Source organism: Streptomyces vinaceus, assembly GCF_008704935.1.
Lineage (GTDB): Bacteria > Actinomycetota > Actinomycetes > Streptomycetales > Streptomycetaceae > Streptomyces > Streptomyces vinaceus.
Map to the genome: position 1 here is coordinate 1,881,231 of NZ_CP023692.1, position 25,094 is coordinate 1,906,324.

At 71.7% G+C, this 25,094-nt stretch carries 25 protein-coding genes; 7 read left to right on the plus strand and 18 right to left on the minus strand.

What is annotated here, in order from left to right:
* Positions 1 to 62 precede the first annotated feature (62 nt).
* The 3 genes from CP980_RS35030 to CP980_RS08200 form a co-directional block, all read right to left on the minus strand.
* Positions 63 to 203 (minus strand): hypothetical protein, encoded by a 141-nt coding sequence (locus CP980_RS35030; protein ID WP_167535807.1) that lies wholly within the window; start codon positions 201 to 203, stop codon positions 63 to 65.
* A gap of 387 nt (positions 204 to 590) precedes the next feature.
* Entirely contained in the window at positions 591 to 1,922 is a 1,332-nt protein-coding gene (locus CP980_RS08195) for a class I SAM-dependent RNA methyltransferase (protein WP_150527870.1), read from the minus strand.
* 97 nt (positions 1,923 to 2,019) lie between these two features.
* Entirely contained in the window at positions 2,020 to 4,068 is a 2,049-nt protein-coding gene (locus tag CP980_RS08200) for an APC family permease (RefSeq protein WP_150527871.1), read from the minus strand.
* A gap of 209 nt (positions 4,069 to 4,277) precedes the next feature.
* On the opposite strand from CP980_RS08200, the gene CP980_RS08205 reads away from it, so the two are divergent.
* Both CP980_RS08205 and CP980_RS08210 read left to right on the plus strand, forming a co-directional pair.
* Positions 4,278 to 4,946, plus strand: a complete 669-nt coding sequence (locus CP980_RS08205) for a potassium channel family protein (RefSeq protein WP_099889083.1) — start codon at positions 4,278 to 4,280, stop codon at positions 4,944 to 4,946.
* Positions 4,943 to 5,605 (plus strand): potassium channel family protein, encoded by a 663-nt coding sequence (locus CP980_RS08210; RefSeq protein ID WP_030235153.1) that lies wholly within the window; start codon positions 4,943 to 4,945, stop codon positions 5,603 to 5,605. The genes CP980_RS08205 and CP980_RS08210 overlap by 4 nt, the downstream gene beginning before the upstream one ends.
* Before the next feature lie 69 nt (positions 5,606 to 5,674).
* On the opposite strand, the gene CP980_RS08215 is transcribed toward CP980_RS08210, so the two are convergent.
* The 7 genes from CP980_RS08215 to CP980_RS08245 form a co-directional block, all read right to left on the minus strand.
* Positions 5,675 to 6,400 carry a DUF3159 domain-containing protein gene (locus tag CP980_RS08215; RefSeq protein WP_132759171.1) on the minus strand — a complete coding sequence of 242 codons (726 nt, stop codon included), beginning with the start codon at positions 6,398 to 6,400 and terminating at the stop codon, positions 5,675 to 5,677.
* 3 nt (positions 6,401 to 6,403) lie between these two features.
* Positions 6,404 to 6,823 (minus strand): OB-fold nucleic acid binding domain-containing protein, encoded by a 420-nt coding sequence (locus CP980_RS08220; RefSeq protein ID WP_099889085.1) that lies wholly within the window; start codon positions 6,821 to 6,823, stop codon positions 6,404 to 6,406.
* A 24-nt stretch (positions 6,824 to 6,847) separates the two neighbouring features.
* Positions 6,848 to 7,534, minus strand: coding sequence for a response regulator (locus CP980_RS08225; RefSeq protein ID WP_150527872.1), 687 nt, complete (start codon positions 7,532 to 7,534; stop codon positions 6,848 to 6,850).
* On the minus strand, positions 7,531 to 10,155 hold the full coding sequence (locus tag CP980_RS08230; RefSeq protein ID WP_229907201.1) for a sensor histidine kinase: 2,625 nt from the start codon (positions 10,153 to 10,155) through the stop codon (positions 7,531 to 7,533). The genes CP980_RS08225 and CP980_RS08230 overlap by 4 nt, the downstream gene beginning before the upstream one ends.
* 196 nt (positions 10,156 to 10,351) lie before the next feature.
* Positions 10,352 to 11,137 (minus strand): DUF3710 domain-containing protein, encoded by a 786-nt coding sequence (locus CP980_RS08235; RefSeq protein WP_132759173.1) that lies wholly within the window; start codon positions 11,135 to 11,137, stop codon positions 10,352 to 10,354.
* A gap of 1 nt (position 11,138) precedes the next feature.
* Positions 11,139 to 11,675: a dUTP diphosphatase gene (gene dut / locus CP980_RS08240; RefSeq protein WP_099889087.1), complete on the minus strand. Its 537-nt coding sequence runs from the start codon at positions 11,673 to 11,675 to the stop codon at positions 11,139 to 11,141.
* Positions 11,675 to 12,259: a PaaI family thioesterase gene (locus CP980_RS08245; protein ID WP_150527873.1), complete on the minus strand. Its 585-nt coding sequence runs from the start codon at positions 12,257 to 12,259 to the stop codon at positions 11,675 to 11,677. Before CP980_RS08245 ends, dut begins: the two co-directional genes overlap by 1 nt.
* 58 nt (positions 12,260 to 12,317) lie before the next feature.
* Here CP980_RS08245 and CP980_RS08250 point away from each other — a divergent pair, with 58 nt between their 5' ends.
* Positions 12,318 to 12,773 carry a DUF3093 domain-containing protein gene (locus tag CP980_RS08250; protein ID WP_132759176.1) on the plus strand — a complete coding sequence of 152 codons (456 nt, stop codon included), beginning with the start codon at positions 12,318 to 12,320 and terminating at the stop codon, positions 12,771 to 12,773.
* A gap of 12 nt (positions 12,774 to 12,785) precedes the next feature.
* Here CP980_RS08250 and CP980_RS08255 read toward each other — a convergent pair whose 3' ends face one another.
* From CP980_RS08255 to CP980_RS08270, 4 genes are all read right to left on the minus strand, one after another.
* On the minus strand, positions 12,786 to 13,706 hold the full coding sequence (locus tag CP980_RS08255; protein WP_132759177.1) for a hypothetical protein: 921 nt from the start codon (positions 13,704 to 13,706) through the stop codon (positions 12,786 to 12,788).
* Between the two features lie 12 nt (positions 13,707 to 13,718).
* On the minus strand, positions 13,719 to 14,015 hold the full coding sequence (locus tag CP980_RS08260) for a DUF4193 domain-containing protein (RefSeq protein WP_053676268.1): 297 nt from the start codon (positions 14,013 to 14,015) through the stop codon (positions 13,719 to 13,721).
* A 384-nt stretch (positions 14,016 to 14,399) separates the two neighbouring features.
* On the minus strand, positions 14,400 to 15,644 hold the full coding sequence (locus tag CP980_RS08265; protein ID WP_132759178.1) for a sensor histidine kinase: 1,245 nt from the start codon (positions 15,642 to 15,644) through the stop codon (positions 14,400 to 14,402).
* 5 nt (positions 15,645 to 15,649) lie between these two features.
* Positions 15,650 to 16,303, minus strand: a complete 654-nt coding sequence (locus CP980_RS08270) for a response regulator transcription factor (RefSeq protein WP_030154340.1) — start codon at positions 16,301 to 16,303, stop codon at positions 15,650 to 15,652.
* Positions 16,304 to 16,546: 243 nt separating this feature from the next.
* Between CP980_RS08270 and CP980_RS35035 the strand changes: the two genes are divergently transcribed.
* Positions 16,547 to 16,720, plus strand: a complete 174-nt coding sequence (locus CP980_RS35035) for a hypothetical protein (protein WP_165937358.1) — start codon at positions 16,547 to 16,549, stop codon at positions 16,718 to 16,720.
* Between the two features lie 105 nt (positions 16,721 to 16,825).
* Here the strand turns inward: CP980_RS35035 and CP980_RS08275 are convergent, their stop codons facing one another.
* Entirely contained in the window at positions 16,826 to 17,626 is an 801-nt protein-coding gene (locus CP980_RS08275; RefSeq protein WP_132759278.1) for an inositol monophosphatase family protein, read from the minus strand.
* Positions 17,626 to 18,810, minus strand: a complete 1,185-nt coding sequence (locus CP980_RS08280; RefSeq protein WP_150527874.1) for a ferrochelatase — start codon at positions 18,808 to 18,810, stop codon at positions 17,626 to 17,628. The genes CP980_RS08275 and CP980_RS08280 overlap by 1 nt, the downstream gene beginning before the upstream one ends.
* A gap of 193 nt (positions 18,811 to 19,003) precedes the next feature.
* Between CP980_RS08280 and CP980_RS08285 the strand changes: the two genes are divergently transcribed.
* On the plus strand, positions 19,004 to 20,260 hold the full coding sequence (locus CP980_RS08285) for an MFS transporter (protein WP_150527875.1): 1,257 nt from the start codon (positions 19,004 to 19,006) through the stop codon (positions 20,258 to 20,260).
* Complete coding sequence (locus CP980_RS08290; protein ID WP_150527876.1) at positions 20,211 to 21,539, plus strand: D-arabinono-1,4-lactone oxidase; 1,329 nt, start codon at positions 20,211 to 20,213, stop codon at positions 21,537 to 21,539. Before CP980_RS08285 ends, CP980_RS08290 begins: the two co-directional genes overlap by 50 nt.
* Before the next feature lie 7 nt (positions 21,540 to 21,546).
* Here the strand turns inward: CP980_RS08290 and CP980_RS08295 are convergent, their stop codons facing one another.
* On the minus strand, positions 21,547 to 22,416 hold the full coding sequence (locus tag CP980_RS08295) for a hypothetical protein (protein ID WP_229907202.1): 870 nt from the start codon (positions 22,414 to 22,416) through the stop codon (positions 21,547 to 21,549).
* Positions 22,417 to 22,953: 537 nt separating this feature from the next.
* Here CP980_RS08295 and sepH point away from each other — a divergent pair.
* A complete protein-coding gene (sepH, locus tag CP980_RS08300; RefSeq protein WP_132759183.1) occupies positions 22,954 to 23,979 on the plus strand; it encodes a septation protein SepH in 1,026 nt (341 codons plus the stop codon).
* Between the two features lie 172 nt (positions 23,980 to 24,151).
* On the opposite strand, the gene CP980_RS08305 is transcribed toward sepH, so the two are convergent.
* Complete coding sequence (locus CP980_RS08305) at positions 24,152 to 25,006, minus strand: sulfurtransferase (RefSeq protein WP_132759184.1); 855 nt, start codon at positions 25,004 to 25,006, stop codon at positions 24,152 to 24,154.
* Between the last annotated feature and the right edge of the window lie 88 nt (positions 25,007 to 25,094).

Consider the following 25,094-nt stretch of genomic DNA (forward strand, 5'->3'; position numbering starts at 1 on the left):
CTGCCCGAGTGCCATGTCGTGGGCGGATAGCAGCTCAAAGCCTCGCAGACGCGCCCCGCACTTCACCTGTTGGGCGTGGGCACCCGTACGAGCGTCACGAGCGTGGCCTGCGTTGCGGGGCCGACGCGCCGTTCCAGCGAGCCGCGCTCCGGAAGCGCCCCGGCCAGGCTGGCGGAAACCGGTACGGCGACGCCGAGCAGCATGATGTGTGAGGGGACTGGGATTAATCGGATGACACCGCCGTCGAGGCGGCTCTCCCCACTTCACCATCACAGCCCGGGGCCGGCGATGCGATTTCCTCATCCTGCAGGAACAGGACCGGGCCTACGAGTGGGCCGACACGGCCGCGCGACCTCTTGGGGATCAGCGCTACGCCGAGACAGTCCGCGTCCAGCGACGTGAAGCGCAAGAAGAGCGCCTCTCGCGGCAAGATTGTGATCTGCCGCGCGAGGCGCCCCACTTCATGACTGACGGCCCATCGGAAATCGGCGCCCGCATGCGTCACACGTGCGTCACGAGCGTCGAATCTGCGTCAAGATATCGCCCGCAACGCCCACAATGCGCATAACGCACACCGGGAAACCTGCAGGTCAGGCGTCCTCGCGGATCGGCTCAAGGATCGCGACGCACTCCACGTGGTGCGTCATCGGGAAGAGGTCGAAGGCGCGGAGGGTGCGGGGCTTGTAGCCGGCTTCCTTGAAGTAGGCCAGGTCGCGGGCCAGGGCCGCCGGGTCGCAGGCCACGTACGCGATGCGGCGGGCGTTCAGGCCCGCCACGTGGCGGACCGTCTGCTTGCCGGCGCCGGCCCGCGGGGGGTCCAGGACCACCAGGTCGCACTCGGTGATCCCGGTCTTCGGGAGGACCGACTCCACCTTGCCCTGCTCGATGCGGACCCGGGGGAAGTCCGCCAGGTTGTGCCGGGCGTCCTCCACCGCGCGCTTCGTCGACTCGATGCCGAGCACCGCGCCCGTCTCGCCGAGGCGTTCGGCGAGGGCGCCCGCGAAGATGCCGACGCCGCAGTAGAGGTCGAGGGCCATCTCGCCCTTGCGCGGCATCAGGCCCTGCATGACCGCCTTGATCAGGGTGTCGGCGGCCTGCGGGTGGACCTGCCAGAAGCCGCCCATGCCCACGCGGTACGTACGGCCGTCCGCGCGCTCCCGTACGAAGGGGCGGCCGTGGACCCGGTGGACCCCGCCGTCCTTCTCCTCGACCCGGAGCACCGAAACCGGCTTGTCGAGCTCGACCAGCGGGAGGCGGCCGCCCGGGCGCGGGGTCAGGACGACCTGGCGGTCCTGGGAGCCGGTCGCGGCGATCGCCTCGACCGTGGCCATCTGGGGCCAGTCCTGCTTCTCGATGCCCAGCTCGCTGACGCCCGGAGCCGCGATCATGCAGTGGTCGACCGGCTCGATGTCGTGCGAGCGGTGCTTGCGCAGGCCCGCGTTGCCGTCCTCGTCGATCGCGTACTGGACGCGGGTGCGCCACTGCGGGACCTGCCCCGCCGGCAGCTTGTCGCCCTCGGCCGGCATGACCGTGCCGTCCCAGCCGGCCTCCTCCGGGGTGAGCCCGGCCAGCCGCAGCAGCTGCTCGGCGACGACCTCGCCCTTGAGCCGGCGCTGGGCGCCCGGCTTGGCGTGCTGCCAGTCGCAGCCGCCGCACTTGCCGGGGCCGGCGTACGGGCACGGCGCCTCGACCCGGTCCTTGGACGCCTCCACGACCGTGATCGCGTCGGCGCGCAGGAAGCGGGAGTCCGACTCGCCCTCGGTGACCTTGGCGATCACCTTCTCCCCCGGGAGGGTGTGGCGGACGAAGAGGACGCGGCCGTCGGCGGTACGGGCGATGCAGTGGCCGCCGTGCGCGACGGGGCCGACCTCGACCTCGTACTCCTCCCCGACCAAGGACTGCTTCTCGTTCTGCTCGGTCATGGTGGGGAGACTCCAAAACATAAATGGGAACGGCCGGACGACCGACCCACCAGTTTACGTGGATCTCGTCCGGCCGTTCGCCACACCGCCCGCGGCGCTACTTGCCCGCGCGGTCCTTCGCGCGCGGGGTGTCCACCGGTCCGCGGCGCACCGCGCCCGGGGCGTTCCACTCCTGGCGCTTCTTGGCCCGCCTCTTCGCGAGCTCCGAGGACTCCAGCTGGTACGGCACCGAGGTGACCATCACGCCGGGGGTGAACAGCAGGCGGCCCTTGAGCCGCAGCGCGCTCTGGTTGTGCAGCAGGTGCTCGTACCAGCGCCCGACGACGTACTCCGGGATGTACACGCTGACGGCGTCGCGCGGGTTCTCGCTGCGCAGGCCCTTCACGTACTCCACCACGGGTCGGGTGATCTCGCGGTACGGGGAGTCGAGGATCTTGAGCGGTACGTTGATCCCGCGCCGCTCCCACTCCTCCTTCAGCGCCTTCGTCTCGGCCGGGTCGACGCTGATGCTGAGCGCCTCCAGGGTGTCCGACCGGGTCAGCTTGGCGAAGGCCAAGGCGCGCAGCGTGGGCTTGTGCACCTTGGAGACCAGGACGATGGAGTGGACCCGGGAGGGCCGCACGCTGTCGTCGCTGGGGCCCTCGACCGCGGCGATCTCGGCGGCGACCCGGTCGTAGTGCTTGCGGATCGCGGTCATCGTGCCGTAGAAGATCACCATGCCCAGCAGGGCGACCCAGGCGCCGTGCGTGAACTTGGTGGCCAGGACGACGACCAGCACCAGGCCGGTGAAGATCGCACCGAAGGTGTTGATGGCCCGGGAGCGGTGCATCCGGCGCCGCGCGGACTGGTCCTTCTCGGTCCGCAGGTGCCGGTTCCAGTGCCGGACCATGCCGATCTGGCTGAGCGTGAAGGAGACGAACACGCCGACGATGTAGAGCTGGATCAGCTTGGTGGAGTCGGCGTCGTAGATCCACACGAGCAGCATGGCCGCGCCGGCGAGCAGCACGATGCCGTTCGAGAAGGCGAGGCGGTCACCGCGGGTGTGCAGCTGGCGGGGCAGGTAGCGGTCCTGCGCGAGGATCGAGCCGAGCAGCGGGAAGCCGTTGTACGCGGTGTTGGCGGCCAGGAACAGCACGAGCGCGGTGGCGGTCGCCAGGATGATGAACAGGATGCTGCCGTTGCCGAAGACGGCCTCGGCCACCTGGGAGATCACCGGGTGCTGGACGAACTCGGGGCCGACGGGGACGCCGTTGTCCAGCAGGTTGGTGGCGGGCGCCTCGGCCATCTTCACGTCGGTGGCCATGGCCAGGCCGATGATCCCGCAGAACATGGTGACCGCAAGGGCGCCCATGAGGGCGAGGGTGGTGGCCGCGTTCTTGCTCTTGGGCTTGCGGAAGGCGGGGACGCCGTTGCTGATCGCCTCGACGCCGGTCAGGGCGGCGCATCCGGAGGAGAAGGCCCGCAGCAGCAGGAAGACCAGCGCGAAGCCGGCCAGCCCCTGGTGCTCGGCCTTGATCTCCAGGTGGGCCGTCGGGGCCTGCATGGTGTCGCCGGCGACGAGGCCGCGCCAGGCGCCCCAGGCGATCATCACGAAGACGGCTCCGACGAACACGTACGTCGGAATGGCGAAGAGCTTCCCCGATTCCTTCACACCGCGCAGATTCATCAGCGTGAGCAGAAGAATCATGATCATCGCGGAGAGCACCTTGTGCTCGATGACGAAATCCACGGCGGAGCCGAGATTCTCGACTCCGGAGGAGATCGACACGGCGACGGTCAGGACGTAGTCGACGAGCAGCGCGCTCGCGACCGTGAGTCCGGCCTTCGGCCCGAGATTGGTGTTGGCGACCTCGTAGTCGCCGCCGCCGCTGGGGTAGGCGTGGACGTTCTGGCGGTAGGAGGCGACCACGGTGAACATCAGCACCACGACCGCGAGGGCGATCCAGGGGCTGAAGTGGTACGCCGACACACCGGCGATCGACAGGACCAGCAGGACCTCACCAGGGGCATATGCCACCGAGGAGAGCGGGTCGGATGCGAACACGGGTAGGGCGATCCGCTTGGGGAGGAGCGTTTCCCCGAGGCGGTCGCTGCGTAGCGCCCGGCCGATCAGGATCCGTTTGGGCACGTCGGTCAGTTTGGACACGCAGAGGATCGTAAGCGTTCGAAATCGGCCTGACGAACCCCCGGCCCGTATTACAGGGCAATGACACCCGCATTGAGACCCTGCGTGCTCGGCAAAGGCCACATGGGGGACCGCCCGTGTGTAGCTTGGGCCGTGGTCTGAGACCCTGTGAAGCCAGAGCATGCAATGAGGCTGGGAACCAGCGAGCGCTGACAGCCGGAAGGACGGCCGTGCACATCGTCATTATGGGCTGCGGAAGAGTGGGCTCCGCCCTCGCGCAGACCTTGGAACAGCAGGGGCATACGGTCGCTGTCGTCGACCAGGACCCCACCGCATTCCGCCGGCTGGGAGCCGGATTCGGCGGGCGCCGCGTCACCGGGGTCGGCTTCGACCAGGACACGCTGCGCGAGGCCGGGATCGAGGAAGCGGGCGCCTTCGCCGCGGTCAGCAGTGGTGACAATTCCAACATCATCGCTGCCCGCGTGGCGCGCGAGATGTTCGGCGTCGAGAACGTCGCCGCCCGTATCTACGACCCCAAGCGGGCCGAGGTGTACCAGCGCCTGGGCATCCCCACCGTCGCGACCGTACGGTGGACCGCCGACCAGATGCTGCGCCGGCTGCTGCCGTCCGGGGCCGAGCCGCTGTGGCGCGACCCGAGCGGCGGGGTCCAGCTCGCGGAGGTGCACACCTCGGCCGCCTGGATCGGCCACAAGGTCAGCAAGCTCCAGGAGGAGACCGGTGTCCGCGTGGCCTTCCTCACCCGGCTGGGCGAGGCGATGCTGCCGACCTCCCAGACGGTGCTGCAGGAGGGCGACCTCGTCCACGTGATGATGCGCACGGACGAGATCGAGAAGGTCGAAGAGGCCTTCGCCCAGGGGCCCGAGGAGGCACACGCATGAGGGTCGCGATCGCCGGAGCCGGCGCGGTGGGCCGTTCCATCGCGGGTGAGCTGCTGGAGAACGGGCACGAGGTGCTCCTCGTCGACAAGGCGCCGACCGCCATCTCGGTCGAGCGGGTGCCGCAGGCCGAGTGGCTGCTGGCCGACGCCTGCGAGATCACCTCGCTCGACGAGGCCGCGCTGCAGCGCTGCAACGTCGTCATCGCCGCCACGGGCGACGACAAGGTCAACCTGGTCGTCTCCCTGCTCGCCAAGACCGAGTACGGGGTCCCCCGGGTCGTGGCGCGCGTCAACAACCCGAAGAACGAGTGGCTCTTCAACGAGTCCTGGGGCGTCGACGTCGCGGTCTCGACGCCGCGTCTGATGTCGGCCCTGGTCGAGGAGGCCGTCAGCGTCGGCGACCTGGTGCGCCTGCTGCGCTTCAGCCACGGCGACGCCAACCTCGTCGAGCTGACCCTGCCCGCCGACTCCTCGGTCGCCGGCACCCAGATCAGCGAGATCAGCTGGCCCGAGGACACCTCGCTGGTCACGATCATCCGCGGCAACCGGGTCCTCACCCCGCACGGCGAGGAGACCCTGGAGCCGGGCGACGAACTGCTCTTCGTGGCCGCCCAGGCCCGTGAGGAGCAGCTGGAGGAGCTCCTCCAGGCCCGTCACTGACGGAGCCGTACGTACGGGAGGGGCGGGCAGCCGATCCGGCTGCCCGCCCCTCCCGCATGTCCGCACGCGCTACTTGGCCCCGGCCTTGCGGGCCTTCTCCGCGGCCTCCTCGGCCTCCCACTCCGCGATCACGTCGATCGGCGGCGGCGCCTTCGCCAGGAACACCCACGTGAAGTACACCGCGAGCACCATCGGCGGCAGCTTCAGCGCGATCAGCACCCAGCCCAGCTGCGTCGCGTCCCCCCACCAGTACAGCGGGAAGAGGATCGCGTACTTCGCGAGGAAGATGATCCCCCAGGCCAGGCTGGCCTTGGTGTACGCCTTCTTCCGCCCGGGGTTGCGCGTCCGCCAGGACAGGTTCTCCTTGAAGACCGGCCCCAGGATCACCCCCAGCAGCGGGAACCCGACCAGCGCGGAGAGCGTGAAGGCCACGCCCAGCCCGGCGCCGTAGATCATGCCGGGCAGGTAGAAGCCCTTGGCCGTACCGGTGAACAGGGCGAAGGCCACGCCGACGCCCACGCCGAAGACCCCGCTGAAGGCGTGCTTGACGGTGTCCTTGCGCAGCAGCCGTACGATCACGAGGAGGACGGCGACCGCCCCCGCCGCGATCGCGGACATCTTCACGTCCTTGTTGATCGTGTAGATCATCACGAAGAGCAGTCCGGGGAGCATCGTCTCCACGGTGCCCCGTACGCCTCCGAACGCGTCGAAGAGCGCCGCCTGCGTCACGGCCTTCTGGTCCGCGGACGGTTCGCCCGCGGGATCCGGGGTGATCGGTTTGTCGAGTGACGTCACCGGCTACTGCTCCTGTCCGAGCGGTCGGAGTTCGTACTTCGGATTGAAGAGGACCCGGCGGCCGTGGCTCATCGCGATCCGCCCTGAGGCGATCATGCGCCGGCCCGGTTCGATTCCCACGATCGAGCGACGCCCGAGCCAGACCACGTCCAGTGCCGCCGAGCCGTCGAAGAGCTCCGCCTCCAGGGCGGGCACCCCGGCGCGCGGCCGGAGGGTGACGGTACGCAGGGTTCCCGTCACCTTGACTATCTGGCGGTCGTGGGAGTCGCAGATCCGCGTGCATCCCGCGGCTTCTGCGGCCTCCTGCAGCTCCGCCGAATGCAGCTCCTCCTGCGAGGTCGACAGCCGCTCTATCATCCTCCGGAACCGGCCCGCCGGCCTGACCGGCTTGACGGACTTCTCGGGACGCGGTTCAGCACTCATACAGGAAGCGTACCGGCGCCCCCGCTACCTCTCGAAGCGGTATCCCATGCCCGGTTCCGTGATGAAGTGCCGCGGATGCGAGGGGTCCGCCTCCAGCTTGCGCCGCAGCTGGGCCATGTAGACCCGCAGGTAGTTGGTCTCGGTGCCGTACGAGGGCCCCCAGACCTCCTGGAGGAGCTGCTTCTGGCTCACCAGCTTGCCCCCGTTGCGGACCAGTACCTCCAGCAGGTGCCATTCGGTGGGCGTCAGCCGTACGTCGCGCCCCTCGCGCACGGCCTTCTTGGCGGCCAGGTCCACGGTGAAGCCGTCGGTCTCCACGATCACCTCGTCCTCGCCGGAGGCCGCTCCCGGCTCGGCCCGGCGGACGGCCGCGCGCAGCCGGGCGAGCAGCTCGTCCATGCCGAAGGGCTTGGTGACGTAGTCGTCGGCCCCGGCGTCCAGGGCCTCGACCTTCTCGTCGGAGCTGTGCCGGGCCGAGAGGACCAGGATCGGCACCCGGGTCCAGCCGCGCAGCCCCTTGATCACCTCGACGCCGTCCATGTCGGGCAGGCCCAGGTCGAGGACGACCACGTCGGGGTGGCGGGCGGCCGCGAGCTCCAGGGCCTGGGCCCCGTCCGCCGCGGCGTCGACCTCGTACTTGCGCGCCTTCAGGTTGATCACGAGGGCTCGGACGATCTGCGGCTCGTCGTCCACCACGAGCACCCGGGTCATTGAGGTCCTGCTTTCTGTCGTACGGGGTCGGGATCGTTGAGGTCGGAGGCTTCGGATGCGCCGGAGGTGCCGGAGGCCGCGCCACCGCCGCCCGGCGCGGCGCGCTCGGGTCCACTGTCGCGCGTCGCGGCGCGCAGCGTCAGCACCATGGTCAGTCCGCCGCCGGGAGTGTCCTCGGCCGCGAGGGTGCCGTCCATGGCCTCGGCGAAACCGCGGGCCACCGCGAGGCCGAGGCCCACCCCGGCGCCGCGCGGGGCGTCCCCGTGCCGCTGGAAGGGGGCGAAGATGCGGTCCTTGGCCTCGTCGGGCACCCCGGGCCCGCGGTCCACGACGCGTACCTCGACCCGGTCGCCCAGGTGGCTCGCCCGGACCAGTACCCGCTCGTCGGGCGGGCTGTACTTGACGGCGTTCTCCACGACGTTGGCCACGCTGCGCTCCAGCAGCCCGGGGTCCACGGCCACCATCGGCAGCGTCTCCGGGACGTCCAGGACCACGCTGTCCTCCGGTACGCCGCCCAGCGCCATCGGGACCACCTCGTCGAGGTCGATCTCCCGGATCAGCGGGGTCACGGTGCCGGTCTGCAGCCGGGACATGTCGAGGAGGTTGCCCACCAGGTGGTCGAGCCGGTCGGCGCCGTCCTCGATGCCTTCGAGGAGTTCGGCCCGGTCCTCCTCGGACCAGTCCACGTCGTCGGAGCGCAGGGAGGACACGGAGGCCTTGATGGAGGCCAGCGGCGTACGCAGGTCATGGCTGACGGCGGCCAGCAGCGCGGTGCGGATCCGGTTGCCCTCTGCCAGCCGGCGGGCCTCCTCGGCCTCCCCGACCAGCCGCTGCCGGTCCAGGACCACGGCGGCCTGGGCGGCGAAGGCGCCGAGCACGCGCCGGTCCTCGGCGGGCAGCACCCGGCCGGACAGGGCCAGCGCCATGTGGTCCCCGATGGGCATGTCCACATCGGCGTCCTCGGGGCGGCCGACCGGGTGCGGGCCGACGCTGCCGGCCGGCTTCCAGGGCTCGACGTCGCTCGTACGTTCCAGCAGGGCCACGGACTCCATGGCGAAGGTCTCGCGCACCCGCTCCAGCAGCGCGTCCAGCGTGGTCTCGCCGCGGAGCACGCTGCCGGCCAGGAAGGAGAGGATCTCCGACTCGGCGCGCAGCCGGGCGGCCTGGTGGGTGCGCCGGGCCGCCAGGTCCACCACCGAGGCCACCGAGACCGCCACCCCGAAGAAGACGGCGATGGCCACGATGTTCTTCGGGTCCGAGATGGTGAACCGGTGGACGGGCGGGGCGAAGAAGTAGTTCAGCAGCAGCGAGCCGAAGGCGGCCGAGGCCAGCGCCGGCCAGAGCCCGCCCAGCAGGGCGGCGGCCACGGTCAGCGCGAGGAACAGCAGCATCTCGTTGGCGAGGCCCGGATCGGCGTTGACGTGCGTGAGCAGGACGGCCAGCAGGGCGGGGAAGACGATCCCCACGATCCAGCCGGCGATGATCCGGGGCCGGCCGAGCCGGGCCGCGGAGCGGACCACGGGCAGGCCGCGGCCCCGGGCGACCTCCTCGTGCGTGACGATGTGCACGTCGAGGTCCGGCCCCGAGTCGCGGGCGACCGTGGCGCCGACGCCCGGGCCGAACACGTACTGCCAGGCCTTGCGGCGGCTGGAGCCGAGGACGATCTGGGTGGCGTTGACCCCGCGGGCGAATTCGAGCAGCGCCTCGGGGATGTCGTCGCCGATCACATGGTGGAACGTTCCGCCAAGATCCTCGACCAGCGTCCGCTGGACCGCGAGCTCCTTGGGCGACGCCGAGGTCAGCCCGTCGCTGCGGGCGATGTAGACGGCGAGGATCTCGCTGCCCGAGCCCTTGGCGGCCATCCGGGAGGCACGGCGGATGAGGGTGCGGCCCTCGGGCCCGCCCGTCAGGCCGACGACGATCCGCTCACGGGCCTGCCAGGTGGAGCGGATGCCGTGTTCGCCCCGGTACTCCTGGAGGTACTCGTCGGCCCGGTCGGCCACCCACAGCAGCGCCAGCTCGCGCAGGGCGGTGAGGTTCCCGGGGCGGAAGTAGTTGGACAGGGCCGCGTCGACCTTGTCGGACTGGTAGATGTTCCCGTGCGCCATTCGCCGGCGCAGGGCCTGCGGGGACATGTCGACGAGTTCGATCTGGTCGGCCCGGCGCACCACCTCGTCCGGCACGGTCTCCCGCTGCCGTACACCGGTGATGGACTCCACCACGTCGCCGAGCGACTCCAGGTGCTGGATGTTCACGGTGGTCACCACGTCGATGCCCGCCCGCAGCAGCTCCTCCACGTCCTGCCACCGCTTGGCGTTGCGCGAACCGGGCACGTTGGTGTGGGCGAGCTCGTCCACGAGCGCGATCGCGGGCCGGCGCGCCAGTACGGCGTCCACGTCCATCTCGGTGAACTCGGCGCCCCGGTAGGAGAGGTGCCTGCGCGGGACCTGTTCGAGCCCGTGCAGCATGACCTCGGTACGCGGCCGCCCATGGTGCTCGACGAAGCCGACGACGCAGTCGGCGCCCCGCTCCACCCGGCGGTGGGCCTCGGACAGCATCGCGTACGTCTTGCCCACACCGGGTGCCGCGCCGAGATAGATCCGTAGCGTGCCGCGTCCCATGCGCCCATTCTCCGGGACGTTTGCGCCGATCACGCACTTTCGGGGCCCGTACGCCCATCCCTGACGGATCCCTGACGCCGGGCCCGCGCCCCGCGGCCGCCCGAGCGGGCTACGGCAGCGCATACGACAGCGGGCCGTACCCCGAAGGAGTACGGCCCGCGGCCGGAACCGGCCGGTCGGCCGGGTCGGCGTCCGGTCAGCGGACCTCGGTGATCGTCGGGCCCTGCTCCAGCTGGCCCATGCCACCGGAGAAGCGCGAGCCCTCCTGGTCCTCGGTTTGCACGCCGTCCGGCACCATCTGGGCGTCGTTCGGCAGCTTCAGCACGATCGGGTCGCGCGGAGCCATCGGGCCGTCGCCGCGCACGATGACGGTCTCGCGGAAGATCTGCTCCAGCACGCCCGCCGACTCGGGGCGCACGGCGCCCTGGCCGGAGATGACGCCGCGCAGGAACCAGCGCGGGCCGTCGACGCCGACGAAGCGGACCAGCTGGGCGCCGGTCTGGCCGTCGGGCATCGGTACGGGCACCTGGGCGCGCAGCTCCCAGCCCAGCGGACCCTCGACCTCGTCGATGATGCCGCCCTGCTGGGTGATGCCCGTGGCGATCTCCTCGCGGACCTCGCCCCAGATGCCTTCCTTCTTGGGCGCCGCGAAGGCCTGCAGCTGTACGGCGCTGTCGCCGAGGACGACCGTCGCGGCGACGATCGCGTCACCGGCGACCTCGACGCGCAGCTCCATGCCCTCGACACCCGGTACGAGAATGCCGCCCAGGTCGACGCGACCCTCCTCGGGTGCGCCGGGCACCTCGGAGACGTCCCACGGGCCGTCGGGCCGCGGGGCCGGCGGCAGGTTCACCCTGCGGGGCGCGGACTCGGTGCCGAGCTCCTCGCCGCCGTCCTGCTCATCGCCGGCCACGCCGTCCACGACCTGCTCGGCCGCGCCGCCGTCCTTGGCGGAGTCGTTCTTCTTGCGACGTCCGAACACGTCACTGTCCTTCCCGGTCGGGTACGACCGAAGCGTAGCCATTCCCACCCTGCTGACCAGCGCCGGATCCGGCCACGGCCGCATGACCGCCGGTGGAGCCGAAACCCCCCTCGGCCCGCGCCGAGCCGGGAAGTTCCGCCACCTCGTGGAAGCGCACCTTCTCGACCCTCTGGACAACCAGCTGGGCAATGCGGTCGAAGCGCTCGAACCGGACGCTCTCGCGCGGGTCGAGATTGACCACGATCACCTTGATCTCCCCACGGTACCCGGCATCCACCGTCCCCGGGGCATTCACGAGCGCGAGCCCGCAGCGGGCGGCCAGGCCCGAGCGCGGGTGCACGAACGCCGCGTACCCGTCGGGCAGGGCGATGGACACCCCCGTGGGCAGTACGGCGCGCTCGCCGGGCTCCAGCACGGCCGCCTCGGTGGTCACCAGGTCGCAGCCGGCGTCACCGGGGTGGCCGTACGCGGGCAGGGGCACCTCGGGGTCGACCCGCTTGATCAGCACGTCGACGGGCGGGTGGTTGTTCTCAGACATCAGGGGTTCACCTCGAAGGCGCGTGCGCGCCTGACCTGGTCCGGGTCGGACATCGCCGCCCGGATCTCCTCGGGCCGACCGTTGTCGATGAAGTGGTCGACCTTCACCTCGATGAAGAGCGCGTCCGCGCGCACGGCGACCGGGCCGTCGGGCCCGCCTATGCGGCCGACCGCGGTGGAGTAGATCTTGCGCCCGGCGACGGCGGTCACCTCGGCCTCCAGGTACAGCACGGTGCCCACCGGCACCGGCCGCACGAAGTCGGTCTCCAGCCGTCCGGTCACCGCGATGACGCGCAGCAGCCAGTTCAGGGAGCCCAGCGTCTCGTCGAGCGCGGTGGCGAGCACGCCGCCGTGGGCGAGACCGGGGGCACCCTGGTGCGCGGGCTTAACGGTGAACTCGGCGCTGACGCGGACGCCCTCCCCGGCGCGGGCCTCCAGGTGGAGTCCGTGGGGCTGGCCCTCGCCGCAGCCGAAGCAGTGCCCGTAGTGGGCACCGAGCAGCTCGCCGGGTGCCGGGGCGTCGGGGTGCCGGACCGGTGCGGCGGCATCGTCCGGGGGCGTCAACGCTGTGTTTCGTCCACTCACAGGCGCAGACCTTACCCGCGCCGCTACCCACCGGTCGCCCCGTGGCAGGCTAGGCGCTATGCAGCTCTCCCCCGCGTACCACGACGAACGTCTGACCGCCCCCCGCTCCTGGTGGGCCATCGCCGTACTCATCGGCCTGGCGTGCGCGCTGATGCTGCTGCCGCTGGGCACGCTGCCGCTGCTGGCCGGGCTGGTCGGGGGCACCGCGCTGGCCGGGATGCTGGTCAGTTCGTACGGCTCCGCGCGCGTGCGCGTGGTGAACGGTGCGCTGGCGGCCGGTGAGGCGCGGATCCCGGTGGCGGCGCTGGGCGAGCCCGAGGTGCTGGACGCGGAGGAGGCGCGCGCCTGGCGCACGTACAAGGCGGACACCCGCGCGTTCATGCTGCTGCGCAGCTACGTCCCGACGGCGGTGCGCATCCCGATCACCGACCCCGAGGACCCGACCCCGTACGCGTACGTCTCCACGCGCGAGCCGCAGGCGCTGGTCAAGGCGATCCGCTCGGCCAAGGGCTGATCCGGGCGGGCGTCAGGCCGGGGGCCACTCCCCGTCGGAGCCTTCGAGCGCCGCCCTGGTGGCCTCGGGAAGGGGCTGGGAGGGCTGCTCAAGGGGCGGGAGCTGCGGGAGCGAGTCCCACGCCACGGCCCGGCTCCGCAGGTCGGCACGGACCTTCTCGGCGAGTTTGCGGGTGTCGCGGTGGTTCATGACCGCGCCGACGGTGGCGCCCACCATGAAGGGCAGCAGGTTCGGCAGGTTGCGGAACGTCCGCTTCATGATCTGTTGGCGCAGTTCGCGCTTCATCTGACCGCCGAGCGCGACGTTCAGCGTCGTGGGCTTGGTCAGGTCCACCCCGCGCTCCTCCGTCCACGCGGTCAGGTAGGCGAAGCTGCGGTCCTTGAGGTTCCCGGGCGGCCGCTGGCCGTAGACCTCGTGGAGCTCGGCGACGAGTTTGAGCTCGATGGCGGCGACCCCGGTGATCTCCGCGGCCAGTTCGGCGGGCATCGCGGGCGGCACCGGCAGCATGGCCGCGGCTCCGATGCCCGCGCCGACCGTGGAGGTGCCGTACGCGGCGCCCGCGATCAGCTTGTCGGCAAGCTGATCGGGACCGAGGCCCGGGAACTGCGCGCGCAGGGTCGCGAGGTCCCGAACCGGAACGCGCGGTGCGTTCTCGATGACGCGGTCGGTGAGGTGCAGGACGGCGGCCCTGGCATGTTCGCCGCCCTTGCGCACACCACTCTTGACGGCTTGCAGCCGACGAGCCCCGGACCGGCGCCGGGCTCCCTCGTCGGACTCTGCGGCCGAAGGCACCGCCGCGGCGGTGCCGGACGACACGGCGGGCACGCCCGAGGCTGCTGGGCCCGTTTCCGGGCCCGTGGCCACCTCTTGCGCTTCCGCCGGATCACCAGCTTTTCGGAAGCGGCGCTTCCGAAACGGTGTCGAGCCGGTCACGGCCGACGCCTCTCAGTCGCAGTCGCGACAGATCGGCTGGCCGTTCTTCTCGCGTGCCAGCTGGCTGCGGTGGTGCACCAGGAAGCAGCTCATGCAGGTGAACTCATCGGCCTGCTTGGGCAGCACCCGAACGGCCAGTTCCTCGTTGGAGAGGTCCGCGCCGGGGAGCTCCATGCCCTCCGCCGCGTCGAAGTCGTCGACGTCGACGTTCGAAGACGACTTCTCGTTGCGCCGGGCCTTCAGCTCTTCAATGCTGTCGTTGTCGACGTCGTCGTCGGTCTTGCGTGGGGTGTCGTAGTCCGTTGCCATTTTTCGCTCTCCCCCTCTGGGATTTAGCGGTGTCTCAGCGCACGTAACGCGCGAGAGGCCGGACTTGTGCCCGACCTGAGGCGGAGATTTTGCCTCACATCAAGGTCTGTTACTCAATCGACACCCAGCCGCACACCTGAAGGAGCGATTGGCTGGGATGACGACCGGGACCGTACACGGTCCGGGGGCCGTCTTGCACAAACGCCACCCCGTGTATTTCCCGCCGTTCGAGGGGCGGGAAACCCGGACTTCCCGGGCTTTCCGGCCCCCTCTGGGGTCACTGAACGCACATGACCCAACACTCGCCAATGTGATCGATCACACAGGCGCCCCCCTCACCGCCTCCTCGCAATTCAGCCAACAGCGAACAAGCGGCCAGGGGACTCACAGGGGCAAAGTGACACGCATCACGAGGCCACCCCCCTCGCGGGGCGTCGCCGCGATCCGTCCGCCGTGAGCGCGCGCCACGGAGCGCGCGATCGACAGGCCGAGCCCCACACCCTTGTCGCTGCCCGTTCGCTCCGTACGCAGCCGTCTGAAGGGCTCGAAGAGGTTGTCCACCTCGTACGCGGGAACCACGGGACCCGTGTTCGAGACGACGAGGATCGCCTGGCCGTGCTGGGACTCGGTGGTCACCTCCACCCAGCCGCCCTCCGGCACGTTGTACCGGACGGCGTTCTGCACCAGGTTGAGCGCGATCCGCTCCAGCAGGACGCCGTTGCCCTGGACCACGGCCGGCGCCCGCTCGCCGCGGATCTCCACGCCCTTCGTCGCGGCCTCGCCGCGCGCCTGGTCGATGGCCCGCGAGGCGACCTCCGCCAGGTCCACGGGCTTGCGCTCGACTATCTGGTTGTCGCTGCGGGCCAGCAGCAACAGGCCTTCGACCAGCTGCTCGCTGCGTTCGTTGGTGGCCAGCAGCGTCTTGCCCAGCTGCTGGAGCTCCACCGGCGCACCCGGGTCCGACAGGTGCACCTCCAGCAGTGTCCGGTTGATGGCCAGGGGTGTGCGCAGCTCGTGCGAGGCGTTCGCGACGAACCGCTGCTGGGCGGTGAAGGCCCGCTCCAGCCGGTCGAGCATCTCGTCGAAGGTGTCGGCGAGCTCCTTGAGCTCGTCCTCCGGCCCGTCCAGCTCGATCCGCCGGGTCAGGTCGGAGCCCACCACCCGGCGGGCGGTCCGGGTGATCTTGCCCAGCGGCGAGAGCACCCGGCCGGCCATCGCGTATCCGAAGGCGAAAGCGATGATGCTGAGGCCGAGGAGGGCCATCAGCGACCGGCTGAGCAGGTCGTCCAGCGCGTGCCGGCGCTGCTCCAGGATGCAGGTGTTGATCACGTCGTTGAACTGCTCGTACTTCTGGCCCTTGCCGACCACGCCCGGGCAGGTGCTGGTGACCTGGATGTCCGTGCCGCCCACGATCTTGAACGGCAGTCCGTTGCCCTCGCGCAGCGCCTGGGCCGCCAGCAGGTAGATGATCGACAGCAGCAGGATGCCCGCGATCAGGAACATCCCGCCGTAGAGCAGGGTCAGGCGTATGCGGATGGTCGGCCGCAGCCAAGGGAAGGGACCCTCGGGCTGGCCGGGGTCCCAGGTCGGTCTCGGCGGCACCGTGGGCGGTGCCGGGGTCGCCGCCACCCGCGTCAGATCCGGTAGCCGGAGCCGGGCACGGTCACGATGACCGGCGGCTCCCCCAGCTTGCGCCGCAGGGTCATGACCGTCACCCGCACCACGTTCGTGAAGGGGTCGGTGTTCTCGTCCCATGCCTTCTCCAGCAGCTGCTCGGCGGAGACCACGGTCCCCTCGCTCCGCATGAGAACCTCCAGGACCGCGAACTCCTTGGGAGCCAGCTGCACCTCCCTGCCCTCACGGAACACCTCGCGCCGGTTGGGGTCCAGCTTGATGCCGGCCCGCTCCAGCACGGGGGGCAGGGCCACGGTGGTGCGCCGCCCCAGGGCGCGCACGCGGGCGGTCAGCTCGCTGAACGCGAACGGCTTGGGCAGGTAGTCGTCGGCGCCCAGCTCAAGGCCCTCCACCCGGTCGCTCACATCGCCGGACGCCGTCAGCATCAGCACGCGGGTGGGCATGCCCAGCTCGACGATCTTCCGGCAGACGTCGTCGCCGTGCACGAGGGGGAGGTCCCGGTCGAGCACCACCACGTCGTAGTCGTTCACCCCGACGCGCTCCAGGGCCGCGGCGCCGTCGTACACGACGTCCACGGCCATGGCCTCCCGGCGCAGCCCGGTGGCCACCGCATCGGCGAGCAGCTGCTCGTCCTCGACGACGAGTACGCGCACGTCGTTTCCTTCCATCGAGCCCTGAGGGCACACGTGTATTGCGTCGTCCATCCTGCCCGTTTCAGCCGTAAACCGGCTGTAAGGCGCCCCTCCGGGACCCGCGGAGGACGGAAGTGAGGATTCCCTCGCTTCCCGAGGTTTCTGGGCCCAGGGTGCCGGGGAGGACGACAGCACACCCCAACCACTCCTGACGGCGGACTGCCACGTGCCGCCGCCGACCCACGAAGAGGGGGCGAACCCATCATGGACGCATTCACCGCGGGTCTCCTGCAGCGCATCCGGGCCACGCAGTCGGACCTCGACCAGGCCCGCGAGACGGGCGACGACTTCCTCGTGGAAGTGGAGCAGGCGGAACTGGAAGATCTCCAGCGCCTCGCCGCCGAACACGGCGTTCCCGTATCCGTATCCGCCTGCTGACGACCTCCAGTCCAGCCGGAACCCCGGCGGCCGCACCGCGGCCGCCGGGGTTCCCTCATGCCGGGGCCAGGGCGGCGGCGGCCGTACCGGGGCGGCGGCGCCGTGTCAGTCGTGCCAGGCCCCGGCCTCCTCCAGCAGCGGCTGGAGCGAGGCGAACACCGCCGGCGTGGCGGCCAGCGCCAGCTCCCCCGAGGCCGGCCGCCCCGGGCGCCCGCCGGTCAGCGCCCCGGCCTCCCGCGCGATCAGCTCGCCCGCGGCCAGGTCCCAGGGGTTCAGCCCGCGCTCGTAGTACGCGTCCAGCCGCCCGGCGGCGACGTCGCTCAGGTCCAGTGCCGCCGATCCGCCGCGCCGCACGTCCCGTACCCGGGGGATCACCCGCCGGGCCACCTCCGCCTGCTGCTCCTTGCGCGTCTGGAGGTAGGCGAACCCGGTCGCGACCAGCGCCTGGTCCAGCGGCGCCGCCGCCCGGCAGGCGAGGCGGACCCCGTCCAGCCAGGCCCCGCCGCCGAGCACCGCGCGGTACGTCTCGCGCCGCATCGGGGCCGCCACGACCCCGACCACCGTCTCGCCCCCGTACTCGGCGGCGATCGACACGCTCCAGCTCGGCAGCCCGTACAGGTAGTTGACGGTGCCGTCCAGCGGGTCCACGACCCACCGGACCCCGCTGGTCCCGGGTACGTCCGCGCCCTCCTCGCCCAGCAGCCCGTCCTCGGGCCGGCGCCGCGCGAGGACCCCGGTGATCAGCTTCTCCGCCGCGATGTCCATCTCGGTCACCACGTCGATCGGGCTGCTCTTCGTCGCCGCCACCCCGAGATCGGCGGGACGGCCGTCCCGCAGCAGCTCCCCGGCCTGCCCTGCGGCGTCCAGGGCCACGTCCAGCAGTTCGGCCTTCAGCTCTTCGGAGATCACGCCAGCCCCTCCCGCGCGTACGGGCTGTCGGCGCCCGCGGCCGCCGGCCGGGGCGCGCGCGCCGGGCAGCAGCCCACCGCGCACAGGTCGTGGCTGGGCCCGAGCAGCCCCAGCGCGCACCGCTCCACCGGCTCGCCCCGCTCCGTGGCGGCGCGCTCCAGCACCAGCTCCCGGACCGCCGCCGCGAAGCGCGGATCGGCCCCGACGGTCGCCGACCGGGCGATCGGCAGCCCGAGTTCGGCGGCCTTGGCGGTCGCCTCCGTGTCGAGGTCGTACAGGACCTCCATGTGGTCCGAGACGAACCCGATCGGCACCATCACGACCGCCGGCGCGCCGGCCCCGTGCAGCGCCTCCAGGTGGTCGCAGATGTCCGGCTCCAGCCACGGGACGTGCGGGGCGCCGCTGCGCGACTGGTAGACGAGCTCCCAGGGCAGCTCCGTGCCCGTCTCGGCCCGTACCGCGTCCGCGATCACCTGGGCGACGTCCAGGTGCTGCTTGACGTAGGCCCCGCCCTCGCCGTCGGCGGTGTGCTCCTCGACCGGGCCGGAGGTGTCGGCGGCCGCGGTGGGGATCGAATGGGTGGTGAAGGCGAGGTGCGCGCCGGAGCGCACCTCCTGCGGCAGCGACTCCAGCGCGGCGAGCACCCCGTCGATCATCGGCTGTACGAAGCCGGGGTGGTTGAAGTAGTGCCGCAGCTTGTCGACCTGCGGCAGCTCGGCGACGCCGTCGGCGGCCAGCGCCGCCAGCGCGTCCGCGAGGTTCTCGCGGTACTGCCGGCACCCCGAGTACGAGGCGTACGCGCTGGTCGCGAGCACCGCGATCCGGCGGCGCCCGTCGGCGGCCATCTCCCGCAGCACGTCGTCGAGGTACGGGGCCCAGTTCCGGTTGCCCCAGTACACGGGCAGGTCCAGCCCGTGCTCGGCGAAGTCCTTGCGCAGGGCGTCCAGCAGTTCGCGGTTCTGCCCGTTGATCGGGCTGACCCCGCCGAAGCCGAAGTAGTGCTGCCCGACCTCCTTGAGCCGCTCGCGCGGGATGCCGCGCCCGCGCGTGACGTTCTCCAGGAACGGCACGACGTCGTCGGGTCCTTCGGGGCCGCCGAAGGAGAGCAGCAGGAGGGCGTCGTAGGGGGCGGCGAGGCCTTCGGCCGGGGGCGAGGCGGCGGCGCGGAGCTGGTCTGACATGGTTCGAATCCTGCCACTCGGGGTCCCCGCCCGGGAACCGGCCCGGCGGCGCGCCCCCACCCAAGCTGGGTAAGGTAACCCTAAGTTCCCTTCCGGATCCCGGTGCGGGTTCCGGTCCGGATTCTCCCCGTGCGGGTGCCTTGTCGGCGGTCGTAACCTGTATGGGCCAATGACGTCCCTTACGGAGGGCACCTTGCCCAGTCCCTACCGCGCGATCTTCGCGGCCCCCGGCACCCTGGGGTTCAGCGCCGCAGGCCTCATCGGCCGCCTGCCCATATCCATGGTCGGCGTCGGCATCCTGACGATGATCTCCGAGATCACCGGCCGCTACGCGATGGCGAGCGCCCTCACCGGCACCCTCGCCCTGGCCGCCGCGTTCATCGGCCCCCAGGTCTCCCGCCTGGTGGACCAGTACGGGCAGCGGCGGGTGCTGCGGCCCGCCACCCTCGTCTGCGTGGCCTCGGTCGCCGTCCTGCTGGCGGCCGCCGCCAACGGGTGGCCGGACTGGACCCTGTTCGTCTGCGCGGCCGTCGCCGGCTGCGTCCCGAGCGTCGGCTCGATGGTCCGCGCCCGGTGGACCGTGATCTACCGGGACTCCCCGCGCGAACTGCACACCGCGTACTCCTTCGAGTCCGTCGTGGACGAGGTCTGCTTCATCTTCGGCCCGATCATCGCCATCGGACTGTCCACCACCTGGTTCCCCGAGGCCGGTCCGCTGATCGCCGCCCTCTGCCTGCTCGTCGGCGTCTGGCTCCTGACCGCGCAGCGCTCCACCGAGCCCGCGCCGCACCCGCGCGAGGAGCACGGGGACCGCACCTCCGCCCTGCGCTCCCCCGGACTGCAGGTGCTGACCGCGACGTTCGTGGCGACCGGCGCGATCTTCGGCTCCATCGACGTCTCCACGCTGGCCTTCGCCGAGGAGCAGGGCCACAAGTCCGCCGCCAGCTTCATCCTCGCCATCTGGGCGTTCGGATCCTGCCTGGCGGGCATCGTCTTCGGCCTCCTCCACCTCAAGGGCAAGAGCGAACGCCGTTGGGTACTGGGCGTATGTGCGATGGCCGTGAGTATGATCCCCCTCCTACTGGCCGGGAACCTTCCGTTTCTGGCCGTGGCGCTCTTCGTCTCGGGCCTCGCCATCGCTCCCACGATGATCACCACGATGGCCCTGATCGAGGCGCACGTACCACGCGCGAAGCTGACCGAGGGCATGACCTGGATCAGCACCGGCCTCGCGGTCGGCGTCGCGGTCGGCTCGTCGGTGACCGGACTGGTCATCGACGCCTCCGGGGCGCGCAGCGGGTACGTCGTCTCCATCTCGTCGGGGGTGGCCGCGGCGGCGGTTGCGTTCGCGGGATACCGCCGGCTGACGAAGCCGGCGCAAGGGGAGGAGCCAGCAACCGATGGGGACGGCGACAACAGGACGCAGCAGCAGGGCGACCGCGTGGCATAACTGGGCGGGCAACGTCACGGCCACGCCCGCGCGCGTGGTGACCCCGGCCTCGGTCGGGGAGCTTCAGGAGGCGGTGCGCCGGGCCGCCGAGGACGGGCTGAAGGTGAAGGCGGTCGGCACCGGCCACTCCTTCACCGCGGCCGCCGCGACCGACGGGGTGCTCGTACGTCCGCAGGCGCTGGCCGGGATCCGGGAGATCGACCGGAGCGCCGGCACCGTGACGGTGGCCGCGGGCACGGTGCTCAAGGACCTGAACACGGCCCTGGCCCGGGAAGGGCTCTCGCTCACCAACATGGGCGACATCATGGAGCAGACGGTCTCCGGCGCCACCAGCACCGGAACCCACGGCACCGGCCGGGACTCGGCCTCCATCTCCGCCCAGATCCGCGGCCTGGAGCTGGTCACGGCCGACGGGCGGCTGCTCACGTGCTCCGAGAAGGAGAACCCCGACGTCTTCGCGGCCGCCCGGATCGGCATCGGCGCCCTCGGCATCGTCACCGCGATCACCTTCGCCGTGGAGCCGGTCTTCTTCCTGACCGCCCGTGAGGAGCCCATGGACTTCGACCGGGTGACCGCCGAGTTCGAGCAGCACTTCGCGGAGAACGAGCACTTCGAGTTCTACTGGTTCCCGCACACCGGCAACTGCAACACCAAGCGCAACAACCGCAGCCAGGGCCCCGCCGCCCCGCCCGGAGCCGTGAGCGCCTGGGTCGAGGACGAGCTGCTGTCCAACGGCGTCTTCCAGGCCGTCAACTCCCTCGGCCGCGCGGTCCCGGCGACCATCCCCTCCATCGCCCGGATCGCGAGCCGCGCCCTGTCCGCGCGCACCTACACGGACATCCCGTACAAGGTGTTCACCAGCCCGCGCCGGGTGCGCTTCGTGGAGATGGAGTACGCACTCCCGCGCGAGCGGGTCGTCGAGGCGCTGCGGGAGCTGAAGTCGATGGTGGACCGCTCCGGGCTGCGCGTCAGCTTCCCGGTGGAGGTGCGGACGGCTCCGGCGGACGACATCGCACTGTCGACGGCCTCGGGGCGGGAGACCGCGTACATCGCCGTCCACATGTACAAGGGCACCCCGTACCAGGCCTACTTCACGGCCGCCGAGCGGATCTTCACTGCGCACGGCGGGCGCCCGCACTGGGGCAAGGTGCACACGCGGGACGCGGAGTACTTCGCCGGCGTCTACCCGCGCTTCGGCGAGTTCACCGCGCTGCGCGACCGGCTGGACCCGGACCGGCTGTTCGGCAACGACTACCTGCGCCGGGTCCTGGGCGGGTAGCTCCGGCTCAGGGGGACGGCCGGCGCCCCTCGCCGCTGGTGTCCGGCGTGGGCGTGGGCTTCGGGGTGGGGGTGGGCTTCGGGCTCGGGGTCGGACCGGGCGGGCTCGGGCTCGGCGCCGGGCCGCCGGAATCGGAGTCGGAGGAGCCGGAGGGCTCCGGGGACGAGGGAACGGCGCCGCCGTCGGGGCCGGGGTCCCGGCCGCCGTGCGGGGCCGAAGGGCTGGGGGAGGTCCCGGATTCCGGGGTCGCCCCGCCCTTGCCGCCGGAGCCGGGGCCCTTGCCGGGGCCGGCCGGCTCCTCGTCGCTCACCTTGTGCGTACCGCCGGACCAGATGGTTCCGCCGCCCTGGCTGATCGCCGTGCCGGAGAAGGCCTCGTAGGCCCCGAGCCCGCCCAGCGCGATGGCGAAGGCCGCGCCCGAGGCCACCGCAGTCCGCTTCCAGCCCCGTACGCGGGTGCCGTGCACGGTGGCTTCGCCGAACTCCCCGGAGGGCGGGACGGCGCGGGGCGGCAGGGCGGCGCCGGACGCCTTCTGCGCGCCGGACGCCTTCTCCGCGCCGGGCGGCGGGAGCTGACGGGCCCTGGGGCGGGCGCTCTCGCGGAGCTGGTCGCCGGTGCGCTTGAAGAAGTGCTGGATGACGGGGCCGCCGGCGGTGGCGACCACGCTCACCACGCCGGCGCCCAGGATGGTCCCGTAGACGCCCAGCTGCGAGGCGAGCAGGGCGGCCGCGACGGTGGCGAGGGAGGAGCCCGCGATCTGGGCCACGCTCAGATCGAGCTTCTTCTCGGCGCCATCCGCGCCGCTCGCTGCGTCCGCGCCGGCCGTCCCGCTCAGGACGGACCCGGGTTCGACCTCCGGCGTGGCCTTCTGACCCATCCTCATCCCCTGTGTGTGCTGCCTCTCGCGACGTCTCGCGCTTCACCGCTCTCAGCAGTTACTGACCCCCGAGCGAAACGAATAGTTCCGTTTCTGGGGATTCTGTGAAGCAAGACACGCGAAAACCGCCGCGGGCGCAGGTCCCGCCCGATTCGGGGCAGCCCAACTCCCGCCGCCCACGACAAGTTCGGCGGCGCGGCGGTCCACCCAGGTGGCCCGAATGGAGTACTGTGGCGAGCCCTGGGGCCGTCCTTCCTTACGGATGTCCGGACTCGGGAGAGGGGGCCGACTGATGGAGAAACGGCACTCGAGACCGGTGATGCCGCGGCATTGCACGCGTTCCTGATGCGCACAGTAACCGTTCGGTCACTGTGCGTGCCCAACAGGTAACCGTGCCATAACGGCGATCAAGGGCGCATGCCCGACACGCCGGTTGAACTCGGCAAGGTTGTGGCAGGCTGCACCCGGGCAGGCCACACTCGACTAGCGGAAGCAGCGACGCACGTGACGTCGGCAGGCACCACCCGGGAGGTCCCCATGCCCGAACTGCGTGTCGTGGCCGTCTCAAATGACGGCACACGACTGGTGCTCAAGGCTGCGGACAGCACGGAGTACACGCTTCCGATCGACGAGCGGCTGCGGGCTGCCGTGCGCAACGACCGCGCGCGCCTGAACCAGATCGAGATCGAGGTGGAGAGCCACCTCCGCCCCCGTGACATCCAGGCCCGCATACGAGCCGGTGCCTCCGCCGAGGAGGTCGCTCAACTCGCGGGCATCCCCGTCGACCGCGTACGCCGCTTCGAGGGCCCGGTGCTCGCCGAACGCGCATTCATGGCCGAGCGGGCCCGCAAGACCCCCGTGCGCCGGCCCGGTGAGAACACCGGACCCCAGCTCGGCGAGGCGGTACAGGAGCGGCTCACGCTGCGCGGCGCCGAGAAGGAGTCCGTGCAGTGGGACTCCTGGCGCCGCGACGACGGCACCTGGGAGGTCCTGCTCGTCTACCGGGTGGCGGGCGAACCGCACTCGGCGAGCTGGACGTACGACCCGCCGCGCCGACTGGTCGTGGCCGTCGACGACGAGGCCCGTTCGCTGATCGGCGAGGCCGACGACCTCCCGGCGACGCCGGAGCCCAGCTTCCCGTTCGTACCGCGGATCGCGCGGTTGCCGCGGGACCGGCCACTGGACCGGGCCCTGGACCGGCAGTTGGAGCGGGCCGCCACCGCGGCGCCCGCGCCCGAGCCGGAGGAGGAGCGGGACACGCTGACGAGCCTGTTGGAGGCCGTCCCCAGCTTCCGCGGCGACCTCGTGGTCCCCGAACGCCCCGAGCCCGAGCCGGAGGAACAGCCGGAAGCCGAGGAGCCCCCGGCGGCCTCGGCGAGCGCCGGGGCCGGCGCGGCGTACGCGGACGTCCTGATGCCGCGCACGGTGGCGGGCCACCGCGAGCGCCTGACCGGCACCACGGACCGGCAGGCGGAGGCCGACGGCGTCCGCCCCGGCCGCCGCGCGGCGGTCCCGAGCTGGGACGAGATCGTCTTCGGCACGCGCCGCAAGAAGCAGGAGTGAAGCGGGAGTAGCGCGGCACCCGTGCGCCCGGCCCCGCCGCCCTCACAGGCGCGGGGCGCGGGCGCGGGGCCCTGGGCCCGGGGCGGGACGCCCTGGGCGGGGGCCCGGGGCGGGACGCCCTGGGCGGGGGCCCGGGGCGGGACGCCCTGGGCGGGGGCCCGGGGCGCAGTCCCTACTGCGGGTCCGGGCCCGTGGCCACGGGGCGCGCCGGGTCACCGGACCATTCCGACCAGCTGCCCGCGTACAGGGCGGCCGGGATCCCCGCCACTTCCAGGGCCAGCACCTCGTGCGCCCCCGAGACCCCCGAACCGCAGTACACGCCGACCGGTCGCGCACCCGAGGCGCCCAGGCCGGCGAAGCGCGCCCGCAGAGCGTCCGCCGTGAGGAACCTCCCGTCCGCGTCCACGTTCTCCGTCGTCGGCGCCGACACCGCGCCCGGAATGTGTCCACCGACCCGGTCGATCGGCTCGATCTCGCCCCGGTAGCGCTCCCCCGCCCGGGCGTCCAGCAGGATGCCGCTGCGCGCAAGATCGGCCGCCGCGTCCGCGTCCAGCAGCCCCACCGCCCCCGGGTTTGGCTTGAAATCGCCCTGCGTAACGGTGGCGGTATCCTCCGTCACCGGACCGCCCGCCGCCGTCCACGCGGCCAGTCCCCCGTCCAGTACCCGTACGTCCGTGTGACCCGTCCAGCGCAAGAGCCACCACGCCCGAGCGGCGGCCCAGCCCAGACCTCCGTCGTACACGACCACTGGCGCGTCGGCGAAGACCCCGGCCCGGCGCATGACGGCCCCGAACTCCTCCGGCTCCGGCAGCGGGTGGCGGCCGCCGGATCCCGGCGGACCTGCCAGTTCGCGGTCGAGGTCCACGTACACGGCCCCCGGCAGGTGGCCGGCCTCGTACGCGGAACGCAGGTTCGGACCACCCAGCTGCCAGCGGATGTCGAGCAGCACCGGCGGCCGCGAGCCGGCCATCTCGTCCATCAGTTCGGCGGCGGAAACGATCACGGGAGGAGCGGAGTTCGCAGTCATACGGCCCATCTTCCTCCCCGCTCCGCGGCCCGTGTAACAAGCCCGACATCGACAGGCCGCATCGATTCGGTCATCTCTCCCCGCGTCG